The 16,641-nt window shown below is 62.4% G+C and carries 15 protein-coding genes and 1 pseudogene; 7 read left to right on the top strand and 9 right to left on the bottom strand.

Annotated features, from left to right (window positions below; all coding sequences use genetic code 11):
* Positions 1-78: 78 nt before the first annotated feature.
* Together AC13EY_RS06680 and AC13EY_RS06675 are read left to right on the top strand one after the other, a co-directional pair.
* Positions 79-1,284, top strand: coding sequence for an alkane 1-monooxygenase (locus tag AC13EY_RS06680; RefSeq protein ID WP_482877712.1), 1,206 nt, complete (start codon positions 79-81; stop codon positions 1,282-1,284).
* Positions 1,281-1,448, top strand: a complete 168-nt coding sequence (locus tag AC13EY_RS06675) for a rubredoxin (protein WP_088274437.1) — start codon at positions 1,281-1,283, stop codon at positions 1,446-1,448. Before AC13EY_RS06680 ends, AC13EY_RS06675 begins: the two co-directional genes overlap by 4 nt.
* Before the next feature lie 12 nt (positions 1,449-1,460).
* Here AC13EY_RS06675 and AC13EY_RS06670 read toward each other — a convergent pair whose 3' ends face one another.
* From AC13EY_RS06670 to AC13EY_RS06650, 5 genes are all read right to left on the bottom strand, one after another.
* Positions 1,461-3,329: an SLC13 family permease gene (locus tag AC13EY_RS06670; RefSeq protein WP_482877710.1), complete on the bottom strand. Its 1,869-nt coding sequence runs from the start codon at positions 3,327-3,329 to the stop codon at positions 1,461-1,463.
* Between the two features lie 28 nt (positions 3,330-3,357).
* On the bottom strand, positions 3,358-4,734 hold the full coding sequence (gene dbpA / locus AC13EY_RS06665; RefSeq protein WP_269688068.1) for an ATP-dependent RNA helicase DbpA: 1,377 nt from the start codon (positions 4,732-4,734) through the stop codon (positions 3,358-3,360).
* A 51-nt stretch (positions 4,735-4,785) separates the two neighbouring features.
* The gene (locus AC13EY_RS06660) at positions 4,786-4,950 is read right to left on the bottom strand and encodes a hypothetical protein (RefSeq protein ID WP_228245481.1); all 165 of its coding nucleotides are present in this window, start codon (positions 4,948-4,950) and stop codon (positions 4,786-4,788) included.
* A gap of 144 nt (positions 4,951-5,094) precedes the next feature.
* Positions 5,095-6,054 (bottom strand): sensor domain-containing diguanylate cyclase, encoded by a 960-nt coding sequence (locus AC13EY_RS06655; protein ID WP_269688067.1) that lies wholly within the window; start codon positions 6,052-6,054, stop codon positions 5,095-5,097.
* Positions 6,055-6,075: 21 nt separating this feature from the next.
* On the bottom strand, positions 6,076-7,080 hold the full coding sequence (locus AC13EY_RS06650) for a response regulator (protein ID WP_228245479.1): 1,005 nt from the start codon (positions 7,078-7,080) through the stop codon (positions 6,076-6,078).
* A 261-nt stretch (positions 7,081-7,341) separates the two neighbouring features.
* On the opposite strand from AC13EY_RS06650, the gene AC13EY_RS06645 reads away from it, so the two are divergent.
* From AC13EY_RS06645 to AC13EY_RS06635, 3 genes are all read left to right on the top strand, one after another.
* Complete coding sequence (locus AC13EY_RS06645; protein ID WP_228245478.1) at positions 7,342-8,412, top strand: GGDEF domain-containing protein; 1,071 nt, start codon at positions 7,342-7,344, stop codon at positions 8,410-8,412.
* An 86-nt stretch (positions 8,413-8,498) separates the two neighbouring features.
* Positions 8,499-9,620: an alanine dehydrogenase gene (ald, locus tag AC13EY_RS06640; protein ID WP_088274449.1), complete on the top strand. Its 1,122-nt coding sequence runs from the start codon at positions 8,499-8,501 to the stop codon at positions 9,618-9,620.
* Between the two features lie 61 nt (positions 9,621-9,681).
* Positions 9,682-10,002 (top strand): TraR/DksA family transcriptional regulator, encoded by a 321-nt coding sequence (locus AC13EY_RS06635; RefSeq protein WP_228245477.1) that lies wholly within the window; start codon positions 9,682-9,684, stop codon positions 10,000-10,002.
* On the opposite strand, the gene AC13EY_RS06630 is transcribed toward AC13EY_RS06635, so the two are convergent.
* Entirely contained in the window at positions 9,993-10,886 is an 894-nt protein-coding gene (locus AC13EY_RS06630; protein ID WP_228245476.1) for an acyltransferase, read from the bottom strand. The two genes, AC13EY_RS06635 and AC13EY_RS06630, sit on opposite strands and share 10 nt — an antisense overlap.
* A gap of 151 nt (positions 10,887-11,037) precedes the next feature.
* Here AC13EY_RS06630 and lnt point away from each other — a divergent pair, with 151 nt between their 5' ends.
* Complete coding sequence (gene lnt / locus AC13EY_RS06625) at positions 11,038-12,684, top strand: apolipoprotein N-acyltransferase (RefSeq protein ID WP_285677459.1); 1,647 nt, start codon at positions 11,038-11,040, stop codon at positions 12,682-12,684.
* A gap of 29 nt (positions 12,685-12,713) precedes the next feature.
* Here lnt and AC13EY_RS06620 read toward each other — a convergent pair.
* Positions 12,714-14,336: pseudogene (locus tag AC13EY_RS06620) on the bottom strand (amidohydrolase).
* 245 nt (positions 14,337-14,581) lie between these two features.
* Positions 14,582-15,796, bottom strand: coding sequence for a BaiN/RdsA family NAD(P)/FAD-dependent oxidoreductase (locus tag AC13EY_RS06615; RefSeq protein ID WP_482877706.1), 1,215 nt, complete (start codon positions 15,794-15,796; stop codon positions 14,582-14,584).
* A gap of 114 nt (positions 15,797-15,910) precedes the next feature.
* Between AC13EY_RS06615 and AC13EY_RS06610 the strand changes: the two genes are divergently transcribed.
* Positions 15,911-16,156, top strand: a complete 246-nt coding sequence (locus AC13EY_RS06610) for a VF530 family protein (protein WP_228245472.1) — start codon at positions 15,911-15,913, stop codon at positions 16,154-16,156.
* Here AC13EY_RS06610 and AC13EY_RS06605 read toward each other — a convergent pair.
* Positions 16,131-16,574, bottom strand: a complete 444-nt coding sequence (locus tag AC13EY_RS06605; RefSeq protein ID WP_088274461.1) for a YqaA family protein — start codon at positions 16,572-16,574, stop codon at positions 16,131-16,133. The genes AC13EY_RS06610 and AC13EY_RS06605 overlap by 26 nt on opposite strands.
* Between the last annotated feature and the right edge of the window lie 67 nt (positions 16,575-16,641).

Below are 16,641 nucleotides of genomic sequence, written 5' to 3'. Positions count from 1 at the left end.
TTGCCGGCTGCCGTTGCCTGTGCCGCAATCCATGCCGGTGCCGTATCCCTGAAAACACAACAACAAGAGGGTAAAAGCATGACGTCTACCGCTGCTGCTCCAAGCGGCCTGGCTGGCTATGTTGATCGCAAGCGCCGGCTCTGGCTGTTTTCCCTGGGAGTGCCGATGCTGGCACTCGTTGGGCCGCTGCTTTATGTGCTGGTTTCGCCGCAGGTCATCTGGCTGTGGGTTTCGACCATCTTTGCCTACGTTGTCATTCCCGCGCTGGACGCTGTGCTTGGTGAAGACCTGAGCAATCCGCCGGAAGAGGCGGTACCCGCGCTGGAAGCCGACCCCTACTACCGTTACGTAACCTATGCGCTGGTGCCGATTCTGTGGGTCAGCTTTCTGGTCAACATCATCTTTCTCGGCTATTACGAGCTGCCCTGGTACGGCACGCTGGCGGTGATCATTTCAACCGGCGGCAGTCTGGGGTTTGGCCTTAATCTCGGCCATGAAATGGGCCACAAGAAGACCGGGCTGGAGCGCTGGCTGGCCAAGATTACCCTGGCTCTGGGTTTTTACGGTCACTTCTTTGTCGAGCACAACCGCGGCCACCACCGTGATGTGGCAACCCCGGAAGACCCTGCCTCATCGCGCATGGGCGAGAGCATCTATCGCTTTGTCTTCCGTGAGATGCCCGGTGCCTTCTTTCGTGCCTGGGATCTGGAAGCGCAGCGCCTTGAACGCTGCGGCAAGTCGGTCTGGAGTCTGGATAACGAGGTGCTGCAACCGGCGCTGATCAGCGCGGTGCTGTATGGCGGCCTGATTGCCTGGCTGGGTATCGAGATCCTGCCGGTGATGTTGCTGATTGCCTTCTGGGGCGCGTTCCAGCTGACGCTCGCCAATTACATCGAGCATTACGGCTTGCTGCGGCGCAAGGAGCCAACTGGGCGTTACGAGCGCTGCCAGCCGCATCATTCATGGAACAGTAATCATCTGTTCTCGAACTGGGCGCTGTTCCATTTGCAGCGTCACTCTGATCACCACGCCCATCCGACCCGGCGCTATCAGTCGCTGCGGGACTTTCCGGATCTGCCGCGGCTGCCAAGCGGCTACTTCGGCATGTATCTGCTGACCTACTTCCCGCCGCTGTGGTTCAAGGTGATGGACAAGCGCCTGCTGGATGCAGTCGGCCGTGACCCTTCGCGCATCAACTTTCTGCCGGCCAAGCGCGAGATGCTGATGCGTCGTTACGGGCTGGTCGATGCGGCAGCGCCGGAGGGTGCGGAGGTGGCCGCATGAGCCGCTATCAATGTCCGGAGTGTGGTTACGAGTACGACGAGGCGGCGGGTGACCCGCATCAGGGTTATCCGGCCGGCACGCGCTGGGAGGCGTTGCCGGACAGTTTTACCTGCCCGGATTGTGCCGTGCGTTACAAGGAAGACTTCAAGCCGGTTGAAGAGTGATGCCGCGGCCGCCTACAGCGGCCATACCCACAGCAGCATGGGAATGCCGATGGCGACTACCAGCAGCTCCATCGGCAGCCCCAGCCGCCAGTAATCGCCAAAGCGGAAACCGCCGGGGCCAAGAATCAGAGTGTTGTTCTGATGACCGATCGGCGTCAGGAAGGCGCAGGAGGCGCCGATGGCGACCGCCATCAGAAAGCTGTCCGGATTGACCCCCAGCTGACTGGCAATGCTGAGCGCAATCGGACACATCACTGCCGCGGTGGCGGCGTTGTTCATGAAGTCGGACAGCGTCATGGTGACCACCAGCATCAACGTCAGCGCAATGACCGGATTGCCCTGGGCAACATGCTCCAGCAGGGTGCGAGCCAGTACGTCGGCGGCGCCGGTGTCGGCCATCGCCGCCGCCAGCGGCATCAACGCTCCGAGCAGAATGATGATAGGCCAGTCGATCGCCTCGTAGATGCGCCGCAGCGGAATCACGCGGGTCAGCATGTAACCCAGGACGCCAGCGGTAAACGCCACGGCGGCGGGCAGCACGCCGAAGGCGGCGAGTGCCACGGCGGCAATCATGATCGCGACTGCGGTGATTGCCCGGCGACGGTCGGGAATCAGGATGCTGCGCTGGGCCAGCGGTACGCAACCGTACTCGGCGGCAAAGCCGGCAATGGATTCGGCGTCGCCCTGCATCAGCAGCACGTCGCCAGCTTCGATTTCGGTCCAGCGCAGGCGGCGAATGGAACGGTGGCCCTGGCGCGAAATCGCCAGCAGGTTGATGCCGAAGCGGGTGCGCAGGGCGATGTCCGATGCGCTACGCCCCAGAATCGCGGCGCCGGGCTGGGCAACCAGTTCCTGCAGAGCGATATCGTCGCTGTGGCGGGCTGCCGGTTTCTCCTGCTCCTTATCCCGCTCTGGCTCCGACGGCGCCGCAGTGTCGGCGGCGCGGTCCGCCTCGGCTTCGTCTGCTTCATCCTTGCTGTCCTTGTCTGGCTCGACCGCCTCTTCGAGTTTCAGCCCCAGGCGGGTCAGCGAGGCGCCCAGCGCGTCGGGCTCGGCCTCAATGACCAAGATGTCGCCGGCGTGCAGTCTGCGGCCGGGTTGCGGCGCGATGACGCGAAAATCGTTGCGTACCATGCCGACGATCTGGGCATCGCTGTCGTCCAGCATCTGTTCGACTTCGCGCAGCTGTTTGCCATCGGCCTTGCTGTCGGCATCAATGTGGACCTCGGTGAGATAGGTGCCGGTGTCGAAGTTGCCTGCATCCGTCTGCGGGCGGTTCGGCACCAGCCAGCGTCCGGCGATGACCGCAAGCAGCACGCCGCCGATGGCGATGGCCAGGCCCACCGGCGTGAAGTCGAACATGCCGTAGGCACCCAGCTCGGTCTGCGCGCGGAAGCCGGATACGATCAGGTTGGGCGGTGTACCGATCAGGGTCGTCATGCCGCCAAGAATGGTGCCGAAGGCCAGCGGCATCAGCACCTTGCCGGGTGGAATATTGTTACGACCGGCCAGCTGCAGGGCGATCGGCATCAGCAGTGCCATGGCGCCAACGTTGTTCATAAAGGCGGAGAGGGTGGCGCCCAGCAGGGTCAGCACGCCGAGGCCGAGCAACATGCCGCCGCGCTGGGGCAGCGCGCGCTGTGCCAGCGCTTCGACGGCGCCGGTGGTCTGCAGCCCCTTGCTGAGGATCAATACCGCGGCCACGGTGATGACCGCCGGATGACCGAAACCGACAAAGGCCTCGGTGGCCGGTGTCAGGCCGCACACCACGCAGGCCATCAGCGCCGCCAGCGCGACCACATCGTGGCGCCAGCGGCCCCAAAGGAACAGCCCGACGGTACAGGCGAGGATCAGCAGAATCAGTTGCTGGCTGGCGTCCATGCGTGGGCAGGCCTCCCGGGTTGGTTGTTCAGATCAGCCGCACCTTGAAGCGGCGCCCCTTGATCTTGCCGTCTTCCAGGCGCTGCAGCGCGAGTTTGGCCTGATCACGGCGGATGGCGACGAGGGCCTGATAGTCGCTGATGCTGATCTTGCCGATCGCATCACCAGTCAGGCCGGCCTCGCCGGTAAGGGCGCCGAGCAGATCGCCGGGGCGCAGTTTGTCCTTGCGGCCACCGGCTACTGCCAGTGTACGCATGGGGGCAATCAGCGGCCGGTCCGGGCGCTCCGGCAGGCGTTCGATATCCTGCCAGTTCAGCTCGCCGTAGGCTTCCTCAATCGGCTTCAGACGCTTGAGTTCGCGCGGGGCGACCAGACTCAACGCCAGACCGGACTGGCCGGCACGACCGCTGCGACCGATGCGGTGAACATGGGCGGCCGGGTCGGCAGCCAGCTCGACATTGATGACTGCCGCGACGCCGGCGATGTCGATGCCGCGTGCGGCGACGTCGGTGGCGGTCAGCACGCTGCAGCTCTGGTTGGCGAACAGCGCCAGTACCTGATCGCGCTCGCGCTGCTCCATGTCGCCGTGCAGGGCCTGGGCGCTGATACCTTCCTTGTTCAGATAATCGGCCAGTTCCTGACACTGCTGGCGCGTATGACAGAAGGCGATGCAGGGTTGCGGGCGGTTGGCTGCGAGCAGGCGCAAGACGGATGCGAAGCGCTGCTCCGGCTGAATTTCATAGAAGCGCTGTTCGATCGGGTTTTCCGGCGCGGACTGCGCAATCCGCACCTGCGCCGGATTGCGCTGAAACTCGCCGGTCAACTGCTCCAGACTCTCGGGGTAGGTAGCCGAAAACAGCAGGGTCTGGCGGCGGCTCGGGGTCTGCTGGATGATCTCGCGAATGGCGTCGACAAAGCCCATGTCGAGCATCCGGTCGGCCTCATCCAGCACCAGGCAGTTCAGCTTGTCGAGGCTCAGGGTGCCGCGCTTGAGGTGATCCTGAACCCGGCCCGGCGTACCGACGATGACGTGGGCGCCCTGCTCCAGCGACGCTGCCTGCGGGCCGAAGGGAACGCCACCGCTGAGTGTCACGATCTTGATATTGCCCATGCCGCGGGCCAGCTTGCGCAGCTCATCGGTGATCTGGCCCGCCAGTTCGCGGGTCGGGCTGAGTACCAGTGCCTGACAGCCGAAAAAGCGCGGGTTCAGCGGCGTCAGCAGGCCGATGCCGAAGGCGGCGGTCTTGCCGCTGCCGGTAGGCGACTGGGCGATCAGGTCCTGACCGGCCAGAATCGGTGGCAGTGCCTGTGCCTGAATCGGCGTCATGCGCTCGTAGCCAAGCTGGGTAAGTGTCGCCAGCATGCTTTGCGGCAGTGGCAGGGTATTGAACTGATCGGAAGTCACGGCAGGCGCCCTTTGGACCGGGCGCTGCAGTGTAGCAGAGATGACTGGTACTCAGCGACGGATGCGGGTCTTGCGAAAGCCGCCGTGGCTGGGAAAGGTGCCGGTGTCGCCGGTCAGCCAGAATCGCGTCGCCCGGTAGGCCGCTTGCAGTTTGCCGGTGTGATAGCTGCGGGCCTTGGCATAGGCCCAGCGCCAGCCGCGCTTTCGATCGTCCATGGTCGTTGGCCAGTATCGTACGGTGCAAAACGGAGCTGTTTTGCAGGATTAATGGTAATCAGGCCCGGCTCTGTCGTGCCCGGGCTGCCAGAGAATAACGGTATTTTGATATCACTGACAACCGCTGCTGTCAGTGATCGCCTGCTATGCCTGAGGAGCCAGTGTGACCCGGTTTCGTCCTTGCTCCTTGGAGGCATACAGGGCTTTGTCTGCGCGCTCCAGCAGTATCTGGTAGTTGGCCATGTCATCGCTGATAGTGGCTACACCGAGGCTGATGGTGTAGCTCAGCGGTGAGCCCTGATAGTCGAGTACCTGCTGCTCAACCGCCTGACGCAAGCGTTCGGCGAACTGGGCTGCGCCTTCCAGATGGGTGCCCGGCAGCAAGACGACAAACTCCTCGCCGCCGTAGCGTCCGGCGAAGTCGGTTTCGCGGGCCAGCCGGGAAGTGATTTCGGCCACCGAGCGGATGACTTCGTCGCCGGTCTGATGGCCATAGGTATCGTTGACCCGTTTGAAGTGATCGATATCGAAGATGACCAGGCTCACCGGGCTGTCGTAACGCTGGTGACGGGCGAACTCCCGCTCCAGGCAGCTCTCCCAGTAGCGTCGGTTGAGCAGTCCGGTCAGTCCGTCGCGCAACGCCAGCTCCTGCAGCTTGGTATTGGCGGACTCGAGCTGACGCTTGTTCACGGCAACGCCGGTTACATCGTAGATGATCAGGCAGACATGGTCGGTTTTGCCGGTGGCACTGCGCAGTGGCAGGATGGTGACGTTCTGGTACATCTCGTCGGCCAGGCCGGTGATTGGCTGGTAGCTCTTGAAATGAACCAGATTGGGGCGTTGCTCCCAGATAGTGAAGGCGCGGGTGCCTAGCATCACGGCCGTTTCAACCTTGTGGGTGAACCAGCTCTGGTCGATCTCCGGAAACAGTTCGAACAGCGAGTGGCGCGAAGCCTGCTCGGCGCTGACACCGGAGTGGTTCTCCATGAAGCTGTTCCAGACTTCGACGTTGTAGTCGCGGTCGAGTACGACCACGCCGACGTCGATGCTCTGGACGATATCGAGCAGCCAGTGAAGTTCATTGATATCGAAAGTGTCGGCCATGTGCTGCGTCTTCTTCCTTGATCAGTCGATCATGTAGTCGAGCCGCTCCCGCAACTTGGGTACCGAATCTTCGGTAAACAGCAGCAGCAGATCGAAATGAATGTCCAGGTTCTCGAGACCGTAGCTGATTTCGACAGCCAGCGTGCGTTTCCAGCGCCGCTGATTGATACGAATCAGGTCTTCGATCGGGCAGTGCTGGCCGAGCACCAGTGGATGCCCCTGCGACAGCGTAATGTTGAGCTGTTCGGACAGACCGTTGAGGCAGGCGCCGATGATGATACTGGCCAGGTCCAGCAGCATTTCAAGCTGGGCACCCTCATCGCGCTGGGTGTTCAGCAGTCGGGCAACATCATCGATCTCCGAGTCGTGGAAGATCAGCAGTGCCTCGCCGGCAATACCTCCACCAATATAGCCTTGGCAGATGGCGGACAGCCGGGCGTCGCGCTGGGCGTCTGCCAGGGCCATGTGCAACTCGCCCACCTCGAGAATGTTGACGTTGGGGATCGGCAGTTTGATGAATACACCCAGCACGCGTGCGAGCAACTCGGCGGCGCGGCCCATGGCGACGTTGGACACCTCGCGGAAGGCGTCGCGGAACGAGACATTGGGCAGCGTGCGGTAGACGTCTTCTTCTGCCGTCGCTGCTGTCGCCATCGGGACATCAACGCCGAGTGTGTTCAATGCCTCGGCCAGTTGCATCGGGTCAGCCGGCTTTTTGATGAAAGCGCGTGCACCGAGTGCCTTGGCTCGGCGTACTGCTTCATCCTGTACGTCGCCGGAAACCACGATGACTTCAGGCGTCAGGCCTTCCTCGCGTAATGCCGCCAGCACGCCAAAGCCATCCAGCTCCGGCATGGTCAGGTCAAGCAGCACGATCTGTCCGTTGCCCTGGCGGATGGCCTCAAGGCCCTCGACACCGTTGGCGGCCTGGCTGATGCGGAACGGCCAGTTGGCCGGCAGCGCACGGATAAGCTGCTTCCGAGCCATGTTCGAGTCGTCGCATACAAGCAGAGGAATGGCACTCACGGCATGATCCTTGTTGCTAAGCTGTCCGGCAGAGTTCAGTTGAGGGCAGGGTGGCCGATAGAAGGCAGATAGCCATCAATAAGTCTATTGGCCAAGCATGACAACTTATTGACCTGTTGAGAAGGGATATCAGGGTATATGTTTCGGGTTTTTCCGCGAGAATTCGGGTATTTTGCTGACCATGTCCGGCAAACAGGGATTAAAGGATGATCCACTACCAGGAGTGGTCCGTTGGCTGTGGTGTTCAAACGGTGATCTGGCATGACTGACAGTCTCGAGCGCAACCTGCAGCATCGGCGGCGGGTGCTGCGGGCGCTGTTGTGGATGACCCTGATCGCGGGTGCCAGCTTTGCCCTGATCAACATCAAGCGCGAGCTTTATCTGCTGGCGTCGCTGGAGCTGATCTACGCCGCCTTCGCCGCTTTCATGCTGCGCTTTGTTGATACTACGCCGCATCTCAAAGCCTGGACCCTGGCTTTTCTTGTGCCGTTTTTCTGCATCATGGTAATTGCCCTGTTGTTGCCGCAAAGCTCGTTTACGGTCTTTGCCTGGATTCAGTCCATCCCGATCATTTCCTACCTGCTGCTGGGTAAGCGCGGAGGCTTCTGGATGGCGTTGATCTTCATCAGCCTCGGTGTACTGGCCTTCAACGTGCGCTATGTGACCGAGTTGAGCCTGGTCAATATGGCGGTGATGGCAAACGTGGGCTTCAGCGCTCTGGCGGTGATGCTGTTTTCGCATATCTACGAGCGCAGCCGTGACGATAACGAGCAGCGGCTGATCGAACTGGCCGGCACTGACAGCCTGACAGGATTGGCCAATCGCATGCGTTTGTCGGAGGCCTTTCGTGCGATGCGCAGTCAGGCGGACCGAAGCAATACCCCGTTGTCGCTGGTGGTGCTGGATCTGGATCATTTCAAGCAGGTCAATGACCGCTATGGCCATGAGGTTGGCGATAGCGTCTTGCTGCACACCGCGCAGTTGCTCAAGCGCCGGCTGCGAGACTCTGATCTGCCCTGTCGGCTGGGGGGAGAGGAGTTCGCCATGCTGCTGCCGGGTGCAACGCTGGAGCAGGCCGCTGATCTGGCCGACGCTGTCCGTGTGCTGCTGGCTCAGAGCCCGGTTGCAGTCGGCCGGGAAAGACTGAATGTAACCTTCAGTGCCGGGGTTGCCACCCTCGGTGAGGACGGAGACAGCCTGAGCGAGCTGCTCAGGATCGCTGACCGACGAATGTACGAGGCCAAGGGCGGTGGACGTAATCAGGTGGTGGCGGCCGGGCAGCGCTATGCGCTGGCAAAGCCGGACTGCGCCTCTGATGCGTGTTCTGAATAAAGAACGAGTCGTTCAGATTAATTGCCGATGACGTGGGCTCTTCTACACTGTTCACAGAAGTTGATTAACGGACGGGAGAGCGAGCCATGCGTATCGGCGTACCACGAGAAATCAAGAATCATGAATACCGGGTCGGACTGACTCCTGCATCGGTGCAGGAGCTGGTCGGCCACGGTCACGTGGTGCTGGTCGAGTCAGGTGCCGGTGACGCGATTGGTTACGATGACGCGTCATACCGGCAGGCTGGCGCCCAACTGGTTGCCTGTGAGCAGGTTTTCAGTGACAGCGACCTGATCGTCAAGGTCAAGGAGCCGCAGGCCGAGGAGCGGCAACGCCTGCGTCCAGGGCAGACGCTGTTTACCTATCTGCATCTGGCGCCGGATCCGGCCCAGACCCGGGACCTGCTTGCATCCGGGGCAACCTGCATCGCCTATGAAACCGTGACGGACGCGGCCGGCCGTTTGCCGCTGCTGGCGCCCATGTCTGAGGTTGCCGGCCGTATGGCCATTCAGGCCGGTGCCAGCTGCCTGGAAAAGGCCCATGGCGGCCGCGGCGTTCTGCTGGGTGGTGTTCCGGGCGTGCCACAGGGGCGAGTAGTCATCCTCGGAGGTGGCGTTGTTGGCAGTAATGCGCTGGCGATGGCGGTCGGACTGGGAGCGCAGGTCCAGGTTCTCGACAAGAGTGCTGACGTGCTGCGTCGTCTTGATGACCGGTATGGCAACCGGATTCAAACCCTGTATGCGACCAATAGCGCTATCGAAGAAGCGCTGCTGCAGGCAGATCTGGTGGTGGGGGCGGTGCTGGTACCGGGTGCGGCTGCGCCAAAGCTGATCACTGCCGAGATGGTTGCCAGGATGCCGTCGGGCAGTGTGCTGGTGGATGTTGCCATCGATCAGGGCGGCTGCGCCGAGACCTCCCATGCCACGACCCATGCAGATCCGACCTATATTGTTGATGGCGTGGTGCATTACTGCGTTGCCAACATGCCGGGCGCGGTCGCCCGCACGGCGACGCAGGCGCTGAATAATGCGACATTGCCCTTTGTGCTGGCACTGGCGGAGCAGGGTGTGGCGGCTGCGTTGCGCTCCAATCAGCACCTGGCCAACGGCCTGAATGTCAGTCGGGGGGCGTTGTGCAATCGCGAAGTCGGTGCGGCGCTCGGCCTGCCGGTGCAGTCTCTGCAGGAGGCCTTGAGCGCGATGGCCTAGCCTGGCTGGCCGCCAAGGGGTAACGACAACAACGCTTGTAAACCGATGGGGGCTCTATAACGTGGACAACCAGACTGCCGCGGCAAACCTGCGGACCCTGTACGACGAATATGCCCGGCGCCTTGATGCGCTGGAGCGGGACCTGCGTAGCAGCCATTCTACCGACTGGGCCGAGCAGGCCCAGGAGCGCGAGAATGACGATGTGATGCGGGGGCTCAAGCTGGAGGCCGAAGCGGCGCTGCGTGAGGTGGAAGCAGCGCTGCAACGTCTGCGTGAAGGGCATTACGGGCAATGTCAGCGCTGCGGCGAGCAGATCGCGTCCGCGCGTCTTGAAGCCTTGCCGGCGACGCCCTGGTGTGCCGGCTGCGCCGATCAGGCCTGATCGCTCTCGCTGCGCAACTGGTCGATACGCTGATCTTTGCGTTGCCACAGATCTGAGACCCAGCGCTGGAAGTGCTCCCGGTAATGCGGATCGCCGCTGTAGTCGCCTTCCAGCAGGGCCTCTGGCAGCTCGCATTCGTGAATGTCGACGATTACATGCGGGACCTGACCGCTGACCAGCGCCCAGAATCCCGGAGGTCGTGCACCGGGGTAGACGATGGTGACATCCAGAACGGTGTGCATCTGTTTGCCCAGCGCGGCGATGACGAAGGCGATACCACCGGATTTGGGTTTCAGCAGGTTACGGTAGGGCGACTGCTGCTGAGCGTGTTTGGCCGGGGTGAAGCGCGTGCCTTCCAGATAGTTGACCACGGTAACCGGCAGCCCCTGAAACTTTTCGCAGGCACGCTGGGTGATTTCCAGATCCTTGCCCTGATCCTCCGGATGTTTCGCCAGGTGGGCCTTGCTGTAGCGCTTCATGAAGGGGTAGTCGAGCGCCCAGAAGGCGAGGCCTAGAAATGGCACCCAGATCAGCTCGCGTTTGAGGAAAAACTTGAAGTAGGGGGTCTTGCGGTTGAAGGCCTTGACCAGCGCGGGGATGTCGACCCAGGACTGATGATTGCTGATGACCAGATAGGAGTGCTGCTGGCTGAGATTGGCATCGCAACGGATGTCCCAACGGGTCGGCGTCAGCAGTGCGAAGATCGCCTTATTGCCCTCTGCCCAGGTTTCGGCGATCCACATGACGGCGGCGGAGCACAGTCGTTGCAACGGGGGCCATGGCAGCAGCTTGACGATGCCGATCAGCAGCATCGGGCCGATTCCTGTCAGCGTGTTGAGCAATATGAGCAGGCAGGTAAGGATACCTGTGATCCAGTGCGGCATGGCATGTCCCTTGGGTAATTCAGTTCCAAGCATAGCGAGTTTTCTGCGGACGCGACCAGTCTGTGTTCACCCGTAAGGGTGATGTGCAGGCGCCCGGGGCGCTTCTATCGTCGGGGGCCTGACGGGTTTACGTTGCAGCCTTGGAGTGGGCATGGGTTCTGCCGGCAAGCTGGATATCTGTTTTCTCTACCGTCGGGCAGCGGGGGTGCCGATAGTGCGTCGACGTGGTCAGCAGGTTTTGCTTGCCATGCTGTCCGGCGTACTGCTGTGCCTGCCCTGGGTCGATGGCAGTCTGTACTGGACCGCCTGGTTTGGCTGGCTTCCGCTGCTCTGTGCCCTGCAGGGCGTGTCGCCGCTTCGTGCGGCGCTGCTGGGATGGCTGACCGGCAGCCTGTTCTATCTGGGCACAGCCTATTGGATGGTCCACTTTGCCATTCACCTCAAGGGCTTGTCACTGCCGCTCAGCGTGCTTCTGGCAGCGCTGTTCTGGATCTATTGCGGGGCTGCTATCGGCCTCGGTTGCCTGCTCTATCGCTGGTTGGCTCGGCGTCTGCCGCAACTGGTACTGCTAAGCTTTCCGCTGTCCATCGTCGGCGTCTGCGCCCTGTTTCCCGGGTTGTTCGATATTCGTTTCAGTGAGACCCAGGCAGCGTTCCTGATCGCGATTCAGGGCGCTGATGTGGTCGGCGCTCAGGGCATGGACTTGCTGATCCTGCTGGTCAACGGACTGCTGTTTCAGCTGCTTGCGGGTGTGCGCGGTAGGGTAGCGTCGGCACTGGCGGCAACGGGCGCGGTGCTGGTGCTGGTCTGGTTTGTTTACGGTTGGCAGGCGCTGGCCCACTGGGATGCCGAGGTTGCCAACTGGCAGCGTATGCGTGTCGGGCTGGTGCAGCCCAATGACGCGCCGACCCGGCGGATTCCCGCGCCGCCCGTCGGATATTCCCGGCAATATCCCGAGGAGATGGAAGCAAGCCGTCGCCTGGCCGCCGCCGGCGCGCGCTGGGTTGTCTGGCCGGAGGCCCGTTACAAGGGTTACTTTGATCACCAGAGTGTCCGTCAGGCCTACGCCGACCAGGTGCTGGCGATGGGCGCCGATCTGCTGTTCCATGATGTGGAGACCCGCAATCGCCACGCCGAGCCGATCAGTTACAACACGATGGGCTGGCTGCGCCGCGACGGCGAACTGGCAGAGCGATACCGCAAGATGCTGCGCGTGCCCTTTGGTGAGTACCTGCCGGCGTTCTGGCAACTGCCCGGCATCAGCACCTTGACCCACGCCGTGCTGGGGGACTATCTCCGGCCCGTAGGGGCGGGGGACGTGCATACCCGTTTTGCGATCGACGGGATGCAGGTGGTACCGAAAATTTGCTACGAGACCGCCTTCCCCGAGTTTATTGCCGACGCGATCGGGGATGAGGTGAGCGGCGCTGTGCTGCTGTTTGTCTCCCAGGACAACTGGTTTGGCGAGACCTCGCAACCCTTTCAGCACCGGGCCATATCGATCATGCGAGCGGTTGAAAATCGGGTTCCCATGGTGCACCTGATCAACAATGGCCCTTCGGTTGCGGCGGCACCCAGTGGTCGGCCGCTGGCGGGTACGCCGGCCTTTTCGCGGGCCGAGTTGCTGGTTGATCTGCCCTATTCCGTCAGTGCGCAGGCCAGCTTCTATGGCCGTCATGCACATCTGCTGGGGCGGCTGTGGCTGGCGATGCTGGCCGCGCTGATACTGCTGGCAATCCTGCTGGTCCGGCGGCAGGGGCGTGACGCCGGCACGGCAGAGGTTCACGGCACTCGCTAACCTGCACGCGGAGTATGCAGCTCAGCGTGTCAGCTACCTGGCAGCTTCTCGCTGCGGTAGAGGGGTTGTCCTTCCTTGATGGTTTCCAGCACCCGGAGCGAGAGCAGGTCCTCTTTAGCCACGGTGCTCGGGTCACGATCCAGGATGATCAGGTCTGCCAGCTTGCCGCTGCTGATCGAGCCCTTGCTGTCCCCTTCAGAATGCTGCCAGGCGGGCCAGAGAGTCATTGCCTTGAGGGCAGTTTCCACATCCAGCCGCTGGTCCGGGCCAAGCACATAGCCGCTGCGGGAAACGCGGTTGACCGCGCTGTGCAGCAAACGCATCGAGTCGGGGAAGATAACCGGCGCATCGGAGTGGATGCTGAAGGTCATCCCAGCCTGCTGAACCGCGCGGGTGGGAGAGATGAAAGCGGCCCGCTCCGGTCCGGCAACCGAGGTGCGGTGCCAGTCGCCCCAGTAGAATGTATGCATCGGATACAGTGAGGGGAAGATACCCAGCGCCTTGAGCGGCGGTATCTGGTCGGCTCGCAGATACTGTCCGTGGATCATCACCGTATGCGGTCCGGACGAGGGCGGGTTGCCGGGCTGAGCCATGCGCACCAGCCGGATCATCTGATCGATGGCGGCGTCACCGTTGGTGTGAATCAGCAACTGCCAGCCGTGGGCGTAGGCCTTGCGCATCATCGCCAGCGGTACGGCGTCGTCGGCAAAAATCGGACGGCCGCGGTAACCGGCCTGTTCATGTTCAGGGGGCTGGGCGTAGGGCTGGGTGAACTAGGCAGTCTTGCCCTGCGGAGAGCCGTCAAAGGTGAGCTTTACACCGCCCAGACGCAGGTGACTCCGATAGTTGTGGGACATCAGCGGGCCGGTGAGTACCGAGCTGTCGAGGGTTTGCTCCAGGTCCGGATAGATCACCAGGTCCAGCTTGAGCAGACCGGCGTCGGCGGCCTGTTGCATGCCGACCACGGTATCGGCGGAGGCGCGGCCTTCCTGCACTGTAGTGAAGCCGTTGGCCAGATAAATCTGTTGGGCCCGGTTGAGCATGTCGGCGTGCTGAGCCGCAGTGAAACGGGGTATCAGCCTGATCAGGGTGGCGATATGCGCGTTCTCTTCCATGACGCCATTGGGCGTGACACCGTCCGCCTCCCGGATAATGACGCCGCCTTCGGGATTGACGGTGGTCGCGTCGATACCGGCCTGCTTCAGCGCCAGGCTGTTGTAGACCCCCAGGTGCCCCGACTGGTGGATGGCAACAATCGGAATGTCGGTGGCAACTGCATCGAGCTCCTGGCGAGTTGGGTGGCGTTTTTCCGCCAGTTGCGAGTCGTCGTAATTGAAGCCGATCAACAGGTTCATCTCGCGCGCCTCGGGATGGGCTGCGAGGTGCTCCCGAAGCGCAGTCTGCAGCTCGGCGATTGAGCTTCCCGGACCATCGGGCGGCGGCAGCAGGTTGGCCGAGATGGCCTGCAGGCCAACCATGCTGAAATGGCTGTGCGCATCGAAGAACGCGGGCAGCAACGCGTGACCTTGCAGGTCATGCAATGCAGTCTGTGCCGTCCGGTGGGCACGTTCGATCTCGGCACGCGAGCCGACGCCGATAATTTTTCCATCGGCAACGGCAACCGCTTCGGCGCGCGGTTGCTGGTCATCCATGGTCAGAATCGGACCGCCCAGGTAAATGCTGTCGGCGACTTGCCCAGTGGCAGCGGTTGTCGGGATGCTGGCAAAAAGCGTCAGGGCAAGGGCTGTGTAACGTGCGCTCATGGCGTGCCTCGCTCCATTTGGTTGGCCGTCTCAATGGGGCGGCACCGAGGGTGATCAGTTGGAGTGTAGACGGCTCTGTGGCAAGGATACCGGAACGGGTTGGGTTTGCCGTGGCCCCTGGGCCATGGACCGATTCAGGCGAATTGACCCGCGGTGTAGCCGGATGACCAGGCCCACTGGAAGTTGAAGCCGCCGAGATGGCCGCTGACGTCGATCACCTCGCCTATGAAGAACAGCCCGGGACAGTGTTTGGCTTCCATGGTCTTGGAGCTGACGTCGTCGGTGCTGACGCCGCCGAGGGTAACCTCGGCGGTGCGATAGCCTTCTGTGCCGGAGGGCTTGAGCTGCCAGTTGTTGAGCTTCGCCCCGATCTCGCGCAGCTGTCGATCCGGCATTTCGGCCAGCGCTGTATCGTCGTCGGCCGGCCACCAGAGCGCCTGCAATTCGGCTACCAGCGACTTGGCCAGATGGATGGTCAGACGGGTTTTCAGCCGGCCGCGTGGTTGCTGCTGTTTTTCCTCGAGCAGCCAGGCTGTGGCATCGAGGCCTGGCAGCAGGTCGACGCTGAGGGTGTCGCCCGCCTGCCAGTAGTTGGATATCTGCAGCATGGCCGGGCCGCTCAGACCGCGATGGGTAAACAGCATGGCTTCACTGAAGTGCTGGCCGTTGCAGCTGACCTCGACATCCAGCGCCAGGCCGGCCAGCCGCTCGCAGATCGGCTTGAGCTGGTCGCTGAAGGTGAAGGGCACCAGCCCCGCGTGGCGCGGGACCAGTTTGAGGCCGAACTGCTCGGCCAGCTGATAGCCAATGCCGCTGCCGCCGAGTGTCGGGATCGACAGACCACCGGTGGCCACCACCAGCGACTGGCAGCGCAGTGTGCCGGGGCGGCCCTGCTGTTCGACGCTGAGGACGAAGCCGCCATCCTCTGCCCGGGCTACGGTGCTCAACTCGCAGTGGGTACGAATTTCCACGCCGGCCTGCAGACATTCGTTCTCCAGCATGTCGAGGATCGGCTTGGCCGAGTCACGGCAGAACAACTGCTGGTGTTTGCGCTCTTCATAGTCGATGGCGTAGCGGCCGACCATGGAGATGAAGTCCCACTGGTTGTAGCGCTTGAGGGCTGATTTACAGAAGTGCGGGTTGGCGGAGATGAAGTTGTCTGCCTCGACACTGTAGTTGGTGAAGTTGCAGCGCCCGCCACCGGACATCAGGATTTTCTTGCCGATGCGGTTGGCGCGCTCGAGTACCAGCACCCGGCGGCCACGCTGGCCTGCGGTGGCGGCGCACATCAGGCCCGAGGCGCCGGCGCCGAGTACGATTACGTCAAAGTCGAAAGCGGGCTGGGGCACGTTGAACTATCCGCAAGGGCAGGGTGGCTGGAAACGGCGAATTCTAGCATTGTTGGGGTGTCTGCGCCGGGCTGGCGTAGAATGGCGGTTTATCCCGTTATCGAGGCTTGTCGCATGTCTTCCAGTGTCCCGCCGGACCACCGCAATGCTGATCCGCTGCACGGCGTTACTCTCAAGGTGCTGCTGCAGTGGCTGGTTGATCGCTATGGCTGGGACGAGTTGGGGCGGCGGATTCCGATCAACTGCTTTGTGCACGAGCCCAGTCTGAACTCCAGTCTGAAATTCCTGCGGCGTACCCCGTGGGCGCGCGAGAAGGTAGAGGCGCTGTATATTGCTAGTCTGCCAGCCAGCCGAGAGTAACGCCTGCCAGAATCAGGTAACGCCCGCCCTTGGCGACCAGTACGATCAGGGTGAAGCGCCAGAGCGGTTCGCGCATGACCCCGGCGACGATGGTCAAAGGGTCGCCGATGAAGGGCGCCCAGCTCAGCAGCAGTGACCAGAAGCCCCAGCGATGATAGGCCTGCTGGGTGCGATGCAGACGCTCGGGTGTCAGCGGGAACCAGCGCCGTTTCTGGAAGTGTTCGATATAGCGCCCCAGCCACCAGTTGATCATGGCGCCCAGCAGGTTGCCGGCGGTCGCCACCATCAGCGTCAGGGTCAGGTCGTAGCGCTCGGTCAGCAGCATGCCGACCAGCACCACCTCGGACTGCAACGGCAGCAGGGTGGCGGCACCCAGTGCGGCCAGGAACAGCCCTGCATACCCGCTAAGTTCCCACATCTATTCGTCTCGACTGCGGTGTTGGCCTGCATGATAACCCGCGTAGCCGATATTGCCTGAGTTGACC

This window comes from Halopseudomonas sp. L-58, assembly GCF_056859475.1.
This window is presented reverse-complemented; position numbering and strand designations above follow the sequence as displayed.

Coding starts and splice junctions, on each gene's coding strand:
- AC13EY_RS06680 (WP_482877712.1), top strand. CDS start 79: ATGACGTCTACCGCTGCTGCTCCAAGCGGCCTGGCTGGCTATGTTGAT.
- AC13EY_RS06675 (WP_088274437.1), top strand. CDS start 1,281: ATGAGCCGCTATCAATGTCCGGAGTGTGGTTACGAGTACGACGAGGCG.
- AC13EY_RS06670 (WP_482877710.1), bottom strand. CDS start 3,329: ATGGACGCCAGCCAGCAACTGATTCTGCTGATCCTCGCCTGTACCGTC.
- AC13EY_RS06660 (WP_228245481.1), bottom strand. CDS start 4,950: ATGGACGATCGAAAGCGCGGCTGGCGCTGGGCCTATGCCAAGGCCCGC.
- AC13EY_RS06655 (WP_269688067.1), bottom strand. CDS start 6,054: ATGGCCGACACTTTCGATATCAATGAACTTCACTGGCTGCTCGATATC.
- AC13EY_RS06645 (WP_228245478.1), top strand. CDS start 7,342: ATGACTGACAGTCTCGAGCGCAACCTGCAGCATCGGCGGCGGGTGCTG.
- ald (WP_088274449.1), top strand. CDS start 8,499: ATGCGTATCGGCGTACCACGAGAAATCAAGAATCATGAATACCGGGTC.
- AC13EY_RS06630 (WP_228245476.1), bottom strand. CDS start 10,886: ATGCCGCACTGGATCACAGGTATCCTTACCTGCCTGCTCATATTGCTC.
- lnt (WP_285677459.1), top strand. CDS start 11,038: ATGGGTTCTGCCGGCAAGCTGGATATCTGTTTTCTCTACCGTCGGGCA.
- AC13EY_RS06610 (WP_228245472.1), top strand. CDS start 15,911: ATGTCTTCCAGTGTCCCGCCGGACCACCGCAATGCTGATCCGCTGCAC.
- AC13EY_RS06605 (WP_088274461.1), bottom strand. CDS start 16,574: ATGTGGGAACTTAGCGGGTATGCAGGGCTGTTCCTGGCCGCACTGGGT.